12 protein-coding genes are annotated in these 17,704 nt (G+C 60.5%); 4 read left to right on the forward strand and 8 right to left on the reverse strand.

What is annotated here, in order from left to right; translation table 11 throughout:
- Positions 1-147: 147 nt before the first annotated feature.
- On the forward strand, positions 148-831 hold the full coding sequence (gene rpsB, locus HNR46_RS15525) for a 30S ribosomal protein S2 (protein WP_184020416.1): 684 nt from the start codon (positions 148-150) through the stop codon (positions 829-831).
- Positions 832-925: 94 nt separating this feature from the next.
- Positions 926-1,792, forward strand: a complete 867-nt coding sequence (gene tsf / locus HNR46_RS15530; RefSeq protein ID WP_184020418.1) for a translation elongation factor Ts — start codon at positions 926-928, stop codon at positions 1,790-1,792.
- Positions 1,793-1,884: 92 nt separating this feature from the next.
- On the opposite strand, the gene HNR46_RS15535 is transcribed toward tsf, so the two are convergent.
- The 4 genes from HNR46_RS15535 to HNR46_RS15550 form a co-directional block, all read right to left on the reverse strand.
- Entirely contained in the window at positions 1,885-3,144 is a 1,260-nt protein-coding gene (locus tag HNR46_RS15535) for a hypothetical protein (protein ID WP_184020420.1), read from the reverse strand.
- Positions 3,141-5,195, reverse strand: coding sequence for an RNA polymerase sigma factor (locus tag HNR46_RS15540; RefSeq protein WP_221285209.1), 2,055 nt, complete (start codon positions 5,193-5,195; stop codon positions 3,141-3,143). The genes HNR46_RS15535 and HNR46_RS15540 overlap by 4 nt, the downstream gene beginning before the upstream one ends.
- Positions 5,196-5,345: 150 nt before the next feature.
- Complete coding sequence (locus HNR46_RS15545; protein WP_221285210.1) at positions 5,346-6,530, reverse strand: metallophosphoesterase; 1,185 nt, start codon at positions 6,528-6,530, stop codon at positions 5,346-5,348.
- 748 nt (positions 6,531-7,278) lie between these two features.
- Complete coding sequence (locus HNR46_RS15550) at positions 7,279-10,659, reverse strand: transglutaminase family protein (RefSeq protein ID WP_184020426.1); 3,381 nt, start codon at positions 10,657-10,659, stop codon at positions 7,279-7,281.
- A gap of 102 nt (positions 10,660-10,761) precedes the next feature.
- On the opposite strand from HNR46_RS15550, the gene HNR46_RS15555 reads away from it, so the two are divergent.
- On the forward strand, positions 10,762-13,290 hold the full coding sequence (locus HNR46_RS15555; protein WP_184020429.1) for a circularly permuted type 2 ATP-grasp protein: 2,529 nt from the start codon (positions 10,762-10,764) through the stop codon (positions 13,288-13,290).
- A 19-nt stretch (positions 13,291-13,309) separates the two neighbouring features.
- Positions 13,310-14,206 carry a transglutaminase family protein gene (locus HNR46_RS15560; protein WP_184020431.1) on the forward strand — a complete coding sequence of 299 codons (897 nt, stop codon included), beginning with the start codon at positions 13,310-13,312 and terminating at the stop codon, positions 14,204-14,206.
- Here HNR46_RS15560 and HNR46_RS15565 read toward each other — a convergent pair.
- From HNR46_RS15565 to HNR46_RS15580, 4 genes are all read right to left on the reverse strand, one after another.
- Entirely contained in the window at positions 14,203-15,081 is an 879-nt protein-coding gene (locus tag HNR46_RS15565) for a transglutaminase family protein (RefSeq protein ID WP_184020433.1), read from the reverse strand. The two genes, HNR46_RS15560 and HNR46_RS15565, sit on opposite strands and share 4 nt — an antisense overlap.
- On the reverse strand, positions 15,081-15,923 hold the full coding sequence (locus tag HNR46_RS15570; RefSeq protein ID WP_184020434.1) for a transglutaminase-like domain-containing protein: 843 nt from the start codon (positions 15,921-15,923) through the stop codon (positions 15,081-15,083). The genes HNR46_RS15565 and HNR46_RS15570 overlap by 1 nt, the downstream gene beginning before the upstream one ends.
- A gap of 72 nt (positions 15,924-15,995) precedes the next feature.
- Complete coding sequence (locus HNR46_RS15575; protein WP_184020435.1) at positions 15,996-16,847, reverse strand: MYG1 family protein; 852 nt, start codon at positions 16,845-16,847, stop codon at positions 15,996-15,998.
- A 47-nt stretch (positions 16,848-16,894) separates the two neighbouring features.
- Entirely contained in the window at positions 16,895-17,689 is a 795-nt protein-coding gene (locus HNR46_RS15580) for a hypothetical protein (RefSeq protein ID WP_184020436.1), read from the reverse strand.
- Between the last annotated feature and the right edge of the window lie 15 nt (positions 17,690-17,704).

Below are 17,704 nucleotides of genomic sequence, written 5' to 3' on the forward strand. Positions count from 1 at the left end.
CAGCTTTTGCCTTGCCAAAACCTGCCCCCTCCCCTATCCCGCGCGTCCCTTCCACCGCCGCCGCACCACAAACGGGAAACCGAAGGGACCCATCAAGCGGCGGGTTTCCCGACAATCGCCCGTCCTGAATCAAGGCGGGACAAACACATGATCAACGAACTCATCAACGAAATGGTGGACGCCGGCGTCCACTACGGTCACCAAACGAAGAAGTGGAACCCGCAAATGAAGCCCTACCTCATGAAGGACAAGGGTGGGATCTACATCATCAACCTGGAACAAACCGTTAAGTGCCTCGACAAGGCTTCTGATTTCCTCACCGGCCTCGCTTCCAAGGGCAAGAAGATCCTCTTCGTCGGGTGCAAGCGCCAAGCTCAGGAAGCCGTCCGCGAAGCAGCGGAAGCGACCAAGCAATACTACGTCAACCACCGTTGGCTCGGCGGCATGCTCACCAACATGAGCACCGTCAAGAAGTCGATCGAACGCCTCAAGTGGCTCGAAGGCCTCGAGAAGTCCCCTGAGTTCAAGAGCATTTCCAAGAAGGAATTCGCTGCTTTGACCCGTGAGATGCACAAGTTGCAGCGCAACTTGCAAGGCATCCGCTCCATGGACGGCCTGCCTGACGCACTCGTCATCGTGGACTCGGCCCGTGAGTCGATCGCCGTTGCCGAAGCCCGCCGCCTCAACATCCCGATCGTCGCTCTCGTCGACTCCAACGCCGACCCATCGATCGTCGATTACCCGATCCCGGCCAACGACGACTCTGTTCGCTCGATCCGGATCATCCTTCAGAACCTCGTCGACTCCGTCGTCGTCGGCCGCAAGGGCTAAGCTTTATCGCAAAATCTTCACCCGGACGGGGCGGCAGGCTGGCGATCGCTCGACCAAGCTCCGCCCCGTCCGTTTTTTCCCACCATCCTAAACCATGATCACCGCATCACTCGTCAAAGAACTCCGCGATAAGACCAACGCGGGCATGATGGACTGCAAGAAGGCCCTCACCGAAACCAACGGTGACCTGGAGGCCGCCATCGACTACCTCCGCAAGAAGGGCATCGCTAAAGCTGCCGGCAAGGCCGATCGCGAAGCATCCGAGGGCATCATTGCCGCCCGTCTCTCCGACGACGGCAAATCGGGTATCCTCATCGAAGTGAACTGCGAGACCGACTTCGTTTCCCGCAACGACAACTTCGTCGCCTTCGTCGATCAAATCGCCGATGCCCTCGCTGCCAGCGAAGCCAAGACCCTTGAAGAAGCCCTTCAAGTGAAAACGGGCGACCTGACGGTGGAGGACTATGTGAAGACCAAGGTCATTGAGCTTGGTGAAAACATGCAGCTCCGCAAATTCGAACGCTTCGAAGTCGCCGGCAATGGCGCCATCGCCCAGTACATCCACATGGGTGGCAAGGTCGGAGTGCTCGTCGAAGTCGGTGCCGAACAAGGCGAAACCGCAGCGAAGGACGAGTTCCAAAACCTGATCAAGGACGTGACCCTTCACATCGCAGCAGCCAACCCGCAAGGCTTGGCCCGTGAAGACATCGCCGAAGACGTCGTCGAGAAGGAGAAGGAAATCTTCCGCGTTCAACTCGCCAACGAAGGCAAGCCTGCTGAGATGATCGAAAAGATCATTCTCGGAAAGCTGGGTCGTTTCTACGCCGAAAACTGCCTTCTTGAGCAGGCTTTCGTGAAGGATCCGGACCAAAAGGTCGGCAAGCTCGTCGAAACCGCCGGCAAGCAAGTTGGCGATACCTTGGCCATCCGCCGCTTCGTGCGCTTCGGCCTCGGCGAATAAATTTCCGCCGCATTCCACGCGAATTCACGCCCGGCTTCCATCGGAGGTCGGGCGTGATGCGTTTGCGGGCGAGCGCATGCGGTTCCCCCGTGTCAGGGCCGAGTCCCGACCGCTTGCAAGGCCTCTAGGCTTTCCCAGGTCCGGCGCCGTTCCTCAGGCCAAGCCTCGAAATCACCCGGCCTCATCGGATGCTTCCAGGCATCGAATGCCTGAACCCGAAAGTTCCAGCGCTCCTCAGGAACCTCTCGCTCCACTTGATCAAGGGCCGCTCCGGGAGTCTCCGCCACCTGATCTCGAAACCATGTCGCACGGGCCAACGCCCCCTCCCGATCCCCAAGAGTCCGACCCCACTCCAGCGCGGCATCCGGGTCGATCTGACCCCACTCGCGGAGAAGAGCCCCCACCAGCATCAGCCGCTGCGAATTCTCCACCCCTTCCAGAGCCGCCGCCCCAGCGGCGACCTTGTCACGGGCCTCCCTCCACTTCGCCAGCTCCTCGGGAAAGAGCCCATCGCTCCGCCGAGACAGCCACTGCGCATTCCCCGATTTTCCGAAGCTCTCCGGGTCCATTTCCTGCCATCGGCGAAGCAATGCATGAGCGTACATGCCTTTATTCTCCTGTTGGGACTCCCAATCCAAATCCTCCAACGGGCCGAATGCACTCAGCGCGTCGATGATCTGCTCCGGTCGAGTCAAAGACCGCCACATGGAGTCGTCCTGGAATTGATACCCCCCACGACCCAGCAAGACTTCAAAGGCCAGGCGGGGATGGTCTTCCAGGAGCCATTGGACGGCCTGACTCCAATCCCGCATGACCAAAACCGGAGGACCTGCCGGGTCGATTTCCTCCTCGGAATCGATGAACCCTCGGGGCTGGGGATGAGCCAAGACCCAACGGGCAAAATGGGACGGATCGGCCCATGCCCATGCCGCCCCCACCTCACGAAAAGCCAGTTCCCACAGCCTGCTATTCGGCCACTGACTCCAAGCCCAGCTCATCGCCTGCTCGCCGTCCACTTCCGCCCACCGGATCAGCAAATACTTGGCTGCCAGAGTGAGCTCAGAACCGTTTTCCTGGTGGATGGATGCCAACAAACCCGGCAGTGCCTCCATCGGGGGGCGTGGCAATCTCTCCATCGTTCTGCAGAGGTCGGCAGGATCCTTATGCGGCTCCAGCGTCGCGAGCTTCGCGAGAAAATCGCGTTCATCCCAGCGTTCGCTACGCACCAGCACCGTCCGCGGAAGCTCCTCCGGACTCTTCGCCTTCGCACGCCGGATCCATGCTCCCAATGAACTTGCCAAAATCAGTCCGCAGGCAAAGGCGAGAACCTTGTTCCGAGATCGACGATTCATGGAGTCACGCTGGAAATGAGATGTTCGACCATGGACTTCGACAACGCCCCGCGCTCCTGCAGTGAATCCAGAACTTCCAGCGGAGTCCCTTCAGAATCTCGACGCGCCCTCAGCCGGGAGAACGCGGCCTCGGCCAGCAGCTCGCCGCGAGATCGATCCGTGAGGCGATCCGCCAGCCGCAAGAGTTCCTCCTCCGGACCTTCTCCTCCCACCAAAACTCCCCGAAACACTCCGACCTCCGCCATGCGATTTTCAATCAAGGCATCCAGGCCCGAAAGGTCCGAGTGGTCATCCAGCCACTTCAGCCCCTCCTCCGGACTGCAATCCGAAAGATAGGCTGCACCGATCCGGTACATCACCTCATCCGTTGGAATCCCTGCAACACGCCCGGCTTCGATGATCTCCGGCACCTGCTCCAAGGGATCCACCGACTCAAACGAAACGCGAACCCCACCGCCAGCCATGGGAGTGCGCTGCGTCGCTCGCGAGCGAACTTTCATCAGAGCCAGCGACGCTTGAAATCGTTCATCTGCCTGCATTTCCCCTGAAACAGCCTCCCAAGCCTGTGGGTGATCCTTCAGATACTCGCTCCACATTTCGATGATCACCGTTTCGGAATGAATCTCATCAGGGAACTCACGAAGCGCCCTCTGGAGCTCCAAAATCTTTGCCGGCCCCTCGTTCAGAATCAGCGTGGAGTAGGGCGATTTCCCCAAGGCCTGCACCAACACCCTTTGTCGAATCTCAGGGTCCGGCCACTCCATCGCCACCGCCATGGCTTGGTCGGTTCCCTCCACTCTCAGAGCCTGGTCCACCACCTCCATGGCGAGGTGCTCCTGCAGGGTTCCCTGAAAGGCCGACTCTTGGAGTTCGCCCTCGCCCCAATGAGCTCGCAGCCATTGGGCCGAGGACGGTCGATCCCTCTGCAACCATTCAGAGAAAAGAATCTGAATCAGATTGGTTCCACGAATGCGGTCCACTTCCTTTCCCAGATTTTCCGCCAGGACCCGATCCAAGGCTGATTCAGGGTCCTCTTTCATCCAGCGCTTGAGGACCTCCAGGTACGCACCGCTCTTTTCCCCATCTCTCAGCTCGCTTTGCGCCAAGGTAAAGAATTCCGGCATTTGTTCGATCGACACCGTCGCCAACAACTTGCTCATCTGCAGTTTCCCCAACGAGTGTGCCGGCCCGCGGGAGATCCGTTGAATCTCGGCCATCACCCATGCCAAATCCGCCTGCTCTGCATTCTCGCCATTAAGTCGCGATCGAGCGGGAATCATTTCGGCAACCGGCATTCCCTCATTTCGCGCTGCGGAAGCATCCCCATGCTGAGTCGCCACCACTCCCAGCCCGCCTGCGACCATGCCGAGCAAAGCCGCTCTTCCGAGGGCCGCCATTCCTGCCATGCCTCCAGAACTTCCCGGACCCAGCGCCGAACGTAAGATACGATCGATTCCCCTCGTCGTTAGGGGCACCGCCACCAGCCCGCTCATCCCCCCGCCAGCAGCTGCCGACTTGGGCGAAATCCCGCGCTTCAACAGCTCGCTTTCCAATCGCTCCAGTGCCCTCGAAACCCGCTTGCGAGCCGCCTCCTCGGCCAGACCCAATTCGGCCCCCAAGCTTCGGAAGTCCCGCCCCTCAAAAAATCGCAGCACCACCGCATCCCGATCCTTCACCGGCAAATGGCGGACCGCTTCATCCACCTCTTCGCGCCAATCGCTCCGGTCTTCGCCACCGCCCAGCTGGGCCACCGCAACCTTCTCCCGGGCCCGCCTTCTCAATTCCGCTCGGGCATGATTGGCCGCTCGCCGACAAGCCTGACGATACAACCATCCTGCCACCACCACTCCCTCCAATTGCCCGGCCTTCTTGGCCAGCAAACGAAAAACCTCCTGGGCCACATCCTGCGCTGCCGCCCCATCTCCCCCAAGCTTCCGACAAGCCACCGCCGTCACCATCGGACCATGCTGTTCGACCAAGCTCCGGAACGCCGTCTCACTCCCCTCTCGAACATACCGCCGAAGCAGCTCATGGGAATCCTCGCTCATCATGCCCACAAGACACCACCGACCGCCTGAAAGCGGACAAAAAAATCCTGTGCATGCAGATCGTGCGTGCCCCTACGCTCCCCTTGCTCGTGGGAGGAACCTACCGCTCACCGTCTCTGCCTCACCATCCACGGCGCTTCCAGAGAAACGACATCACGCCCTAACCCGCCTCAGGGTGAGATACAGAATTTCGGCAGGCGCGGCAGTTCGCAGCGGAAACCAATTTCCCGCACCATTGCTGATCACCGCAGCTTCACCGCCCGGCTTTTGATAGAGTCCCGACCAGTAGCGATACAGCATCGGACCGGGACCGATTTCCGGGGTGATCATGAGCTGCCCGCCATGGGTGTGCCCCCCCAAGGTCAGTGGAATTCCCGCCCTCGCCGCGGCATCAAAAGCATGCGGATGGTGCGCCAGAAGGATCGGAAAGGCGTCCTGCCGACGGAGCCTCGCGACCGTTGCGATGTCTTGCTCCATCCGAGCTTCGGCATGCGCCCACGGGATCCCAAGCACATCGATCGGATGTCCCCGCACCTCCAACGAAGCGGAATCGTTCGCCAGCAGCGTCAAGCCGGCCTCGCGAACCCCGCTCCGAAAGGCCTCGCGACCTTCGAACAAATCGTGATTCCCTTCCACCAAAAAGAGGCCGCTTCTCGGATCGAAACGACTCACCATGTCCAGCGCCTCCGGCAAATCCGCCAGCGCGTGATCGATCAAATCGCCCGTCAGCGCCACCACATCGGCTTTCAACTGATTGGTCGCTTCGGCGAGGTCCGTGAGCAATCGCCCGTGGGTGAATTTGCCGACATGAACATCCGACACGTGGGCGATCGTCATTCCATCGAGATCTTTGGGGAGACCGGCCAGCGGAACGTCGATGCGCCGGATGCGAAAATGTTTCGTCTGCGGAATCGCGACGCCCGTCGCCCCATAGGTCGCGAGCACCGGCAACGCGACCGCTGCGGTTTCTAAAAAGCGCCGGCGACCTGGATCGGGAAGCGCCACCGGATGATCCCCTTTTCGCGAGCGAAGGTGGTTCTTCAATCGGCTCACCGCTTGAAGACCTCCACCCAGAATCAAGGTCGGTAATGCAACCAGTGGAAGGAACACCAATCCCCACAATAAGACTGCCGCTTGCACCACGGCGGGCGGCTCGGAGGTGACTCGCCCCATCCGCTGGAGAACGATCCACACAAAACCGCCGAGAAGAAGCGACGTCGCCAACGAGAAACTGATCCTCGTCGTTCGACCAGCCTGGCGAAAGGCAGAGGTTCGCATCGCCCAGAAAAACCACAGGAGTGAGAGGACGGGAATTCCGAGGAGGATCAGCAGGAACATGGACATTGCGGCCCGCGAACATGCCCGCGATCCGTGAACCGTCCATGAAAAGTGCCTCGGCAGCGCGAAATCCTAGAGAAGCTCGAGAGTGCGCCGGCACGACGGCGCTTTTCCCCAGCGCGACATGTCGCGCCCCTCCCCACAGCGGCGACGTGTCGCCGCACTCCGAAAGGAAAGCTTGAGAGTGCGCCGGCATGACGGCGCTTTTCTCCAGCGCGAAAGGTCGCGCCCTTCCCCACAGCGGCAACGTGTCGCCGCACTCCGAAAGGAAAGCTTGAGAGTGCGCCGGCACGACGGCGCTTTTCCCCGCGCGACATGTCGCGCCCCTCCCCACAGCGGCGACATGTCGCCGCACTCCGAAAGGAAAGCTCAAGAGTGCGCCGGCATGACGGCGCTTTTCCCCGCGCGACATGTCGCGCCCCTCCCCACAGCGGCGACATGTCGCCGCACTCCGATAAGGAAAGCTCGAGAGTGCGCCGGCATGACGGCGCTTTTCCCGGCGCGACAGGTCGCGCCCCCCCCACAGCGGCGACGTGTCGCCGCACTCCGATAAGGAAAGCTTGAGAGTGCGCCGGCATGACGGCGCTTTTTCCCCGCGCGACATGTCGCGCCCTTCCCCACAGCGGCGACGTGTCGCCGCACTCCGATAAGGAAAGCTTGAGAGTGCGCCGGCACGACGGCGCTTTTCCCCGCGCGACATGTCGCGCCCCTCCCCCCAGCGGCGACATGTCGCCGCACTTCTCACCCCTTACCCTCGCAGATCGAGCGTAAGCGGGAAATCGTGTGAGGGATCTTCTGGACGAACTTCGGTGTAGCTGACAGCTGGGCCTCCTTCGCGAGCTTCCATCCGACGGCGCCCTGCCCGCCCAACAGCGCCCGTTTCGATAACTCCCGGCGTGTGGCCATGTTGCCAAAAACGACTCACCCGTCGAGCTTCTGCCTCAAAGGCATTCACCGGGAAAGCATCGTAGTTCCGTCCACCAGGATGGGCGACATGATAGACGCAGCCCCCTAGGGATTTCCGGGTCCACGTGTCCACCACATCAAATGTGAGCGGTGTGTGGACCGGAATCGTGGGATGCATCGCCGACCACGGTGCCCATGCCTTGTAGCGAACTCCCGCGACGTATTCACCGCGACGGCCCGTCGGATGCAGCGGAATGCGCCTTCCATTGCAGACGAGAACGTGGCGTTCATCGACCATGCCGCGGATCCGGACTTGGACGCGCTCGACCGAGGAATCGACGTAACGGGCAGTCCCACTTCCAGTGGCCTCCTCGCCGAGGACATGCCACGGCTCCAAAGCCATGCGAACTTCGATTTCCACCCCATCGTGGCACACTCGCCCATACACCGGGAACCGGAATTCATTGAAGGGCTCGAGCCACGCCGCCTGGAAAGGAATGCCGGCAGTTTTTAGCTGATCCGCCACATCAATGAGGTCGGTGCGAACAAAATGCGGCAGCATGAATTTGTCATGCAGCGCTGTGCCCCAGCGAATCAATGGGCGCTCATAGGGTTGATCCCAAAACCACGCCACCAACGAGCGAACCAGCAACATCTGGACGAGGCTCATGCGAGCATGCGGCGGCATTTCGAAAGCCCGAAGCTCGACGATTCCCAAGCGACCCGACGACGAGCCTGGAGCAAAAAGCTTATCAATACAGAACTCCGCGCGGTGAGTATTGCCCGTAAGGTCCGTCAGCAGATTGCGCAGGACGCGATCAATCATCCACGGGGCATCCCCCGGTCCCGGCAATTGCTGGAAGGCGATGTCCAACTCGAACAACCGATCCTCGCGCCCTTCGTCGACCCGGGGTGCCTGGCTGGTAGGCCCAAGGAAGAGCCCAGAGAAAAGATAGGAAAGCCCTGGGTGGTTTTGCCAGAAAGTGATGAGGCTACGCAACAGATCAGGCCGACGAATGAACGGACTGCGATCCGGAGTTTCACCACCGAGCGTGACGTGATTGCCACCCCCCGTACCGGTATGGCGACCATCGAGCATGAACTTCTCGGTCCCCAGCCGGGACTGCCGAGCCAGTTCATAGAGCACCGTCGTGTTGTCACAGAGTTGTTCCCAACACGTCGAAGGATGGATATTCACTTCGATCACACCAGGGTCTGGCGTGACCTTGATGCTTTCGATCCGTCGATCATAGGGCATGTCGTAGCCTTCGATCACCACAGGTGTGCCGAGACGCTTGGCGGTTTCCTCGACGGCCTCGAGCAGAATCAGGTAGTGCTCGAGCTGGCTGACAGGTGGGAAAAATACATGAAGGGCCCCTTTTCGAACTTCGAAGCACATCGCGGTTCGCGGCATGCCCTCCGAGGCATGTCCGGTGGCATCGGTCGACTCCGGCACATCGGCAAAACCCAAAACCTGGCGAGATTCACCGGGCGATCCCTGCATGGTGCGGCCCGCGGGAAGGTAACTGCCCGGCCGCGCAAGCGGCGGAACGGGCTCCATCGGGGAGCGTTCCAATTCGGCCCGCCAAGTGGAAGTGTCGTAGGCTCCAAGCGACTGCAAAGGCAGGCGGAATCCCATGGGTGATCCCCCCGGCAAGAGGAACATTTGCTCGCGACGGAATGTCCATTGGGCACTCCGCCAACGTTTCCCCGGGATGTCCCATTCGATCGGTAGCGCATAACCCGTCGGAGTGGTCATTCCCCGATCCAACAAGGCGGCCAAATATTGTCGCTCGAGCGGATCTTTGAGATCGGCCTTATGTGGATCGACGTCCACAGGCAAGGTCCCTTCCCTCCACAAGTAGTAGAAGGCGTCCTCAAAGCCAGTCACGAGGTGCTCCTTCAGGCAACGCAGAACGGTGGCAAAGGTCTGGCCAAACCGCAGGGCATCCTCAGGTCCGTAACCGTAGTCGAAATCCGGTTTGCCGAGCAAGGACGGGTCTTTCCACAAGGGCTGTCCATCCTTCCGCCAAAGGACTGTGAACGCCCAGCGAGGCAAGGGTTCGCCGGGATACCATTTCCCTTCCCCGTGGTGAAGAACGCCAACCGGCGCAAAGTGCTCTTTGATCCGACCCAACAACTCAAGGGCCAAGCGTCGTTTCTCCGGACTGTCGGCGGTGACGTTCCATTCGTCCCCGTCCATATTGTCGATCGAAACGAAGGTCGGCTCACCGCCCATCGTCAGGGCGACATCGCCCTCATGGAGTCGCGCATCCACCTCGTGGCCAAGGGCTTCAATGGTCGCCCATTCTTCGTCGGAATAAGGCAAAGTGACCCGTGGGTCTTCGTGGACCCGCACCACTTCATTGACCCATGAAAATTCGGTTTCGCACTCGTCCAGAGACCCCACCACTGGCGCGGCACTGGCAGGTTCCGGGGTGCAGGAGAGAGGGATGTGCCCCTCCCCGGCAAACAATCCGGAAGTGGGGTCGAGCCCCACCCAGCCAGCTCCCGGGATGTAAACTTCCGCCCAGGCATGCAAGTCGGTGAAATCGGCTTCCGGTCCGGACGGACCGTCCAACGACTCCACATCCGACTTCAGCTGCACCAAATACCCAGACACAAACCGCGCTGCCAGACCGAGGTGGCGCATCACCTGCACCAGCAGGAATGCCGAATCCCGACAAGACCCCGTTCCCAATCCAAGAGTCTCCTCACAAGACTGCACTCCAGGCTCCAGGCGGATCACATAGCCCACCGCGCGGTGCACGCACATGTTGACTTCGACCAAGAAATCCACGGTGCCCATCTCCTTCCGCGGCACCGTTTCCAGAAATTCCCGCAGGCCCGCGCCATCCTCGCGAATCTTGAGATACGGTGCCAACTCGTGGGCCAGATGATCGTCGTATTCAAAAGGAAAGGTCTCCGCCGATTTCTCCAAAAAGAAATCGAAGGGATTGATCACCGTCATGTCGGCGACCAGATCGACCTCGATCTTCAGGTTCTTCGTCTTGTCCGGAAAAACCAGCCGCGCCACCCAATTGCCGAATGGATCCTGCTGCCAGTTGATGAAGTGGTTCTTCGGCTCAATATTCAGCGAATAAGCCATCACCGGCGTTCGGGAGTGCACACAGGGCCTCAACCGTATCAGGTGGGGACCCAAATTGATTTCCCGATCGTAATCGTATTCGGTGACGTGATGGAGGCCGACGCGGATAGACATGGAGCTGCCCTTGCGTCAAAGCGGATCGGATGCCAAGTCTGACTTGAAGACATTCATGGCACGCGGGTTGCAAACCACCCCCAAACGACTCATAGGAAGCCCGTGCCTGCGACCGACATCGCCCTTCCCCCCGCCGAATATCCGGCTCGAGATGGAGATGAAATGATTCAGCCCGATGGAGCCCTCCAGCCCGCCTGGACCCCCGTCGCCCGATGGCTTACCGAAAATGACCCAAGCGTCCGCACCTCCGTCGAAACTCAAATCCGCCGGATGCTGCGCGAAAATGGCGTCACCTACAGCGTCTATGGCGAAACCACCGACGAACCGCGGCCGTGGCAACTCGATGCCCTCCCCTGGGTGCTAGGGCCCGAAGACTGGAAAACCATCGAAGCCGGCCTCATTCAACGGGCTGAGCTGCTCGACGAAATCCTCACCGACCTCTATGGCGACCGCCTGCTCGTTCGTGATGGTTGGATCCCCGCCAAGCTGGTCGGCGCCCACAGCGGCTACTTTTCCTGCTGCCGCGGCCTGAAATCTCCCACGCCGCGACAGCTCATTCTCGCCGCCATGGATCTGGCCCGCGGCCCCGATGGCCGAATGTGGGTCGTCAACGACCGCACCCAGGCCCCCTCCGGGTCCGGATACGTCGTCGAGAACCGGGTCGTGATGACGCGCACCCTTCCGCGGCTCTTCCACCACAGCGGTGTCCGACGCATCGCCAGCTTCTTTCGCACCCTGCGGGAAACCCTCGAGTCTTTTGCCCCGGCCGATGGCAAGGGCACACCGCGCATCGTCATCCTCACTCCCGGCCCACAGAACGAAACCTACTACGAACACGCCTTCCTCGCCTCCTACCTGGGCTACACCTTGGTCCAAGGCGATGACCTCACCGTCCGCGATGGACACGTCTGGCTAGCCTCCCTTGGTGGATTGGAAAAAGTCGATGTCATCATCCGCCGTGTCGATGCCAGCTTCTGCGACCCCCTCGAGCTTCGCGAGGACTCCCAACTCGGCGTCCCAGGTCTCCTCGAAGCAATTCGGCTCGGCCACGTCCTCGTCGTCAATCACCCAGGCAGCGGTGTCCTCGAAAACCCCGGCCTGATGGCCTTCCTGCCCGGACTCGCCCGGCATCTGCACGGCCAGGACCTCATCCTCCCCTCGGCCGCCACTTGGTGGTGTGGAGAAAAATCGGCCCTCGAGAAAGTCCTCTCCAATCTGGATCGATTCGTCATCAAATCGATCGAGCGAGCCCCCACCTTCGGCACCGTATTCGGCAGCGAGCTCACCAAAGCCCAACGCACCGCCCTCAAGGAACGCATTCTTGCTTTCCCTGAAGGCTACGTCGGCCAGGAGCAAGTGACCTACTCCACCGTGCCCTGCTTGCATGAGGGCCAAATCGAACCTCGCCGGGGCGTCATGCGAGGATTCGTCACCGCCACGGCCCAAGGGGGCTACGCCGTCATGCCCGGAGGCCTCACCCGCACCTCAGCCTCGCCCGAGGCCGTCGTCGTTTCCAGCCAGCTTGGCGGCGCTTCGAAAGACACTTGGATCATCGCTCCCGATCCCGAACCCTTTGTTTCCCTCTACGAAAACGGTGCCGATCTCCCCCCAGAGCTCGACGCTCGTAGCGTCCCCAGCCGCGCCGGGGAGAACCTCTACTGGACCGGCCGCTATGCCGAGCGGTCTGAAGGCACTGCGCGACTCCTCCGCCGCACCTTGTTGGCCCTGATCGATGGCTTCGGTGAGGACTCCAGCTCCGCCACCCGCCACCGAGAGATCCTCATGCAGGGGCTCACCGGTGTCACCAATGCCGCGCCCATCGATCCCCTCAAGGACTCCGCCGCCGTGCCCGACGAGGATGAAGTGCTTTCCCTGCTCTGTGACCCGGCACGGGTCGGCTCCTTGCCCCACGTCCTGCGCTCCTTCCGGCATGCCACCTTTGCCGTGCGCGACCTCTGGTCGCCCGACAGCTGGCGCGTCATCGACACCATCCTTTCCGAATGGGCGGAAAAACCCCCATCACCCCGCCAGCGGCTCGATAACTTTTCTGAGCCCCTCGACCGCCTCATCATCGATCTCACCGCCCTCCTCGGCCTCAACCTTGAGTCGATGACCCGGGATGCCGGCTGGCGACTTCTCGACTCCGGCCGTCGCATCGAGCGCGCCCATTTCCTCATCGGAGTCCTGCGGCACTTCCTGCTCACACCACGACCCACCTACGAAGAACGGCTGGTGATGGAGTCCGTTCTCGCGGCCAACGACAGCCTCGTCACCTACCGGAAGCGCTACCGTACCCACCCACGGCTCGACCTCGTTTTGGAGCTTCTGCTTCTCGAGCCCAACAACGCCCGCTCCTTGCTCTATCAGGTCAACCGACTCAGCGCCAACATCACCGCCCTCCCCCGCCAACCCAACGCAGCCAAACTCACCCCCGAGCGCAAGTTGCTGATCGAAATCGATAGCCGACTTCGGCTCGTCGAGATCGATCGCCTCGTCGAAAGCCGTGATTCCACCCGCCGTCGTTTGGAGATCTTCCTCGACCACATGTCGCGTTCCCTCACCCACCTTTCGGACGTCCTCACCCTCACCTATTTCCGCCACGCCGAGCGCACCCGTTTGCTACGGGGTTGAGCGTCAACCCAGCGAAGCCATGGTTTACCGCATCCGCCATCGCACCACCTATCTCTACGAGGACCCGGCCAATCTTTGCCACAACCTTGCCCGGCTGCGGCCCCTCGATCTGCCCACTCAGCAGTGCCTCAGCTTTCGGCTCAAGGTCAGTCCGCAGCCCGACATCTCGTCGTCTCACCTCGATGGGTTCGGCAACCATGTCGATTACTTCGCCATCCAACATCCCCACAGCGAGCTCACGATCGAGGCCGAAAGTCGCGTCGAGATGCGCCCACAAGCCCAGCTCCTGCTCGAAGCGTCCTGCCCATGGAATGAGGTCTCCGCACGCATCGAGACGCCGGGAGATCCCGAAACTGCCATGGCCAGAGAATCGACCCTTCCCTCGCGGATGATTCCTCGACTCCCACGCCTCACCGAACTGACCGCCAAAGACTTTCCTCAGGGCCGACCGCTGGTGGAAGCGGTTTCTGCCCTCAACGAGCGCATCTTTACCGAGTTCGAGTTCAAACCCGGATTCACCAATGTGGCCACTCCCGTCAGCGAGGTCTTCAAAACCCGTGCAGGGGTTTGCCAGGACTTCGCCCACCTCATGATCGCCGCCCTCCGCAACCTGGGCATCCCAGCGCGCTACGTTTCCGGCTATCTCGAAACTCTCCCTCCACCCGGAAAGCCCAAGCTCATCGGCGCCGATGCCTCCCACGCTTGGGTCTCCGTCTTTGTTCCCGACCATGGTTGGATCGAATTCGATCCCACCAATAACCTTCGCCCCGGCCAACGCCACATCGTCGTCGCCTATGGCAGCGACTATGCCGATGTCAGCCCCATTCGTGGCGTGACCATGGGGGGAAGTGACCACCGGCTCCGCGTCGCCGTCGACGTCAACCCCGAGCCCTCCCCTCGCCCCCTCCCCCGTTAGGCGATCGATGTTTCCGGCGAACTGAACTCCACCCCGACCGACATCGAAAGAAAAGCATTGGCCGGGCCCGAATAACGTCCCGACAACGGCATCACTCCGCGCGGATGGTGACTGGTTCCTGTCACAATGTGGCGATGATCACACACCCTCCCCGTGGTGGGATCAAATCCCCGCCATCCCAGATGGGGAAAATACACCTCGGTCCATGCATGGGTCGACCCTCTTGCCGCCCGAGTCGCCGGGCAGTCGAGATACCCACTCGCAAATCGCGCAGCGATCCCCAGGTGACGCAAGGTCTCCATCATCAACGTCGCGGAATCCCGGCAGGACCCGGACCCCAACGCCAAGGTCGATCCCGGCGATTGCACCCCCTTGCTCTCACGTCGTTGGTATTTCACGGCATCCTTGATGCACTCGGTCAACCGAACCACGAATGCTTCGATGCTCGGAAAATCGGTCGGCTTCGGCAAACTCGTCAACCAACCTTGCAGCGCCTGGGTTTCTTCTGGAAACACCGGAGCCAGATAGGCCGCCGCCACTCCTTGCTCAATGCCGTCATACTCCGGAGGATAAGCGCTGGGACTGTGGTCAAAAGTCGGCGGCGAAGAAGGATCGAAAAAACGTCGGACCACCACCTCTGAAATCACTTCCAGCGTGGTCGACTCCCCTTCCATGCGCGCCCACGCCACCGAATTCCCGAAAATATCACGCGTCCACGTCACCGACGCCTCTGGGGACACACTCAACTGATGCGACTCCACCCGCAAATCGTGGCCCTCGCGCGGCCGCATCACCAACCGGTGGGTGCCGAATCGCACCGGAAACGCGTAGCGATATTCCGTGCGATGCCGAATGTGAAGCAAGTGGTCGTCCATCAAGGTTCCAGGTTCACGGCTCGCCCTTGAAGATCCTCACGGTGCAAAGGTTGAAAATCCGATGACTCACACGAGACCTTCATCGAAGTCAGATTCATCGCTCCAAAAATCGTCGCCAGTGACGCATCTGCCGCATCCCGTCCGGAAGCAATCCTCACCAATCCATTGGGGGCAGCAAGCCGGGTCGGATCGAAAACAAACCAATCGCCCCCCACACAGACTTCAAAACACGCATGAAAATCCTGCGGCTTCATTCCACAGGCATACCCGGTAAAGTAGCGAGCGGGAATCGATAAAGCGCGGCACAAGGCGATTCCGAGATGCGCGAAATCACGGCACACCCCTGCCCGCTCCACCAGAGTTTCACAGGCCCCGGTACTCGCGTTGGAGATGCCCGGCACATAACTGACATTCTGGAAAATCCAATCGGAGATCGCCTGCGCCTGAGCGAGCGGATGATCGATCTTTCCAAACAACTGCCCCGCCAAACGATAGAGTCGATCCGACTCACAGTAACGACTCGGGAACAAATACGGCAGCGCTACCCGCGGCAAATGACCGACCGGAACATCCCGGATGTCGCGAATCCGCTGAGAGTCCGGATGCGTCTCGACCTCCACTTCATAGACCAACTTGAGTTCCTCCTGATCTCCCGTGGCCACCCGAACATAGCGGTTCTGTCCAATCTCCAATGGGAAAATCTCGCAACGCACTCCCTCATTCACGGAGAACGTCTCCTGAATCAACTGTTGGTTGGGCGTCGAAAGCGCATGCAGTGAAAGCAGCACCGTACTGGGCTGCAATACCTGATAGATCAACTCAACCTGGATTTGGAACGGCATGGGGGAACTTCCACCCAATCCACTCCACGTAAAGAGGCATCCCCGCCCCAGCTTTGCGCACGATTGAGCCGCTCAAACCTTCGCAAGAGCCAGAAGCTGGCGAATGCGGTCCGGATCGACGGCCGTTGATTTCGCCACAAATCCACGTGCGTGCGCGAAATGCACATCCTCCTCCCCATCAATCTGAGTGAAGTCAAATCGCGGATCGTCATTGTGCCGGGAGAGACCATACCCGGTGCTGCGCCGGTCCGGATACACCAACGCCGCCACCTCCGACTCCAGACCCGCCTCCTCAAGGTAGCGACCGATGCCCGCAGAGGGCTCCGCCGGCATGGGTTCCGTCCGCGGCAAAAAGAGCACTTTCAAACCCTCAACTTCCCACACCTCCGCATGCTGCCCAACAAACAAAATCCGCTCCCGGAGAGTATGCAAAAACTCCACCAGATCCGCACCGATCCACCGCATCACCTCATACAGGGGATCACCGGACTCCAGCCGGGAACACTTCGCAAAACGCCGCAACAACGTGACATCCACTGGTGAAATCAATCGCGCCAGAACATCGCGATCCACCCCCAGCCAAGCCGCCGTCGCATTCGGCCCCGTCACATCGAAGCGCTCCGCCGTTTCCAGCCAGTCACAGAAACTCCGAGCATCGTCGTAGACCCCCAGATCCATCAGCACCAAGCTCAATGCGCAGCATGGCGGTGCCTCGACCGGAAACTGGTGGTGATCAAAATTCCGCTTGGCCGGGACATGCTCACCCCCAACGTCCACGACCGCTGTCTGCGCATCCTCAAGGTCGTCCGCAGTCGGTTCGCGGCGCACGATGGGCACGCCGTGGAGCCCAGCCAGCACGGCGCAGGCCAGGAATTCGTCCTTATGGGCGCTGCCCGGGTGAGTGAGGATTTGTCGGATGGCCATCGGCCGGCATCCTTTTCACTCGGCTCCCGCTGGCAAGCCCGGATCGATCACTTGAAGGTCATGGTGAAGTGAGCCTCTCCTTTCGGATCCGCTTCAGGATGGTGGATCCAATTCACGCCAATTCCTTGGTAGAGAGGCTTTTCTCCGCCATTCCAAAGTTCGAAAAGGCCTCCTTTTTCGGTCTCAAACGTCACCCGTGCATCATAGGGTTCAAGATCGAGCCGCGCCGCCGTGAACCCCTCACCCGTCACCTCATCCCCGTTCACCGAGTCCCAGCCATCCCACCGAACTTTCTCCCCATCGGCACGGACAAACTCATACCGATCTCCCTTGGTTCCGTCCTCCAGCTTCTTCTCGTCCTTTTGGTTGTAGTAGAGATTCGGAATCTTCACCCGCCACCCAAAACGCAGCTCTTTGTTCGCCAGGGAACCCTTTTCCACCAAGCGACCCTTGGCCCGCACACTCGCTCCATCGATTTCCAGAGTCACCTCAAACACCGCCCCGCCGGTCACTGTTCCACGATAGGAAATCCTTTCCGCCTGATCGCTCTTTTCCGAAAGCGCCGTCCAGCCATTCAACTCGGTCTTTTTCGTGACCGGACCACGCCCGGACCGCAATTCCTCAATCACTGGCGTCAGTCGGATCCACTGCTTGTTGTAAATCGTCTCATCCCGATTCTTCATCGGCATCAGAAACGCCTCACCTTCCCGGTTCACGCCGAAGCGGAACTTTCTCGACTCATACCCTGCGAACCATCCGGTCCAGGGCTTTCCATCAAGTTGGGGGAGCATGTCGGCCGGAGCCCACTGCGTCAGGAGGAGCAACAAGGGGAGAACTTTCATCCCCGCCATTGGGAC

The organism is Haloferula luteola (assembly GCF_014201715.1).
Classification (GTDB): domain Bacteria; phylum Verrucomicrobiota; class Verrucomicrobiia; order Verrucomicrobiales; family Akkermansiaceae; genus Haloferula; species Haloferula luteola.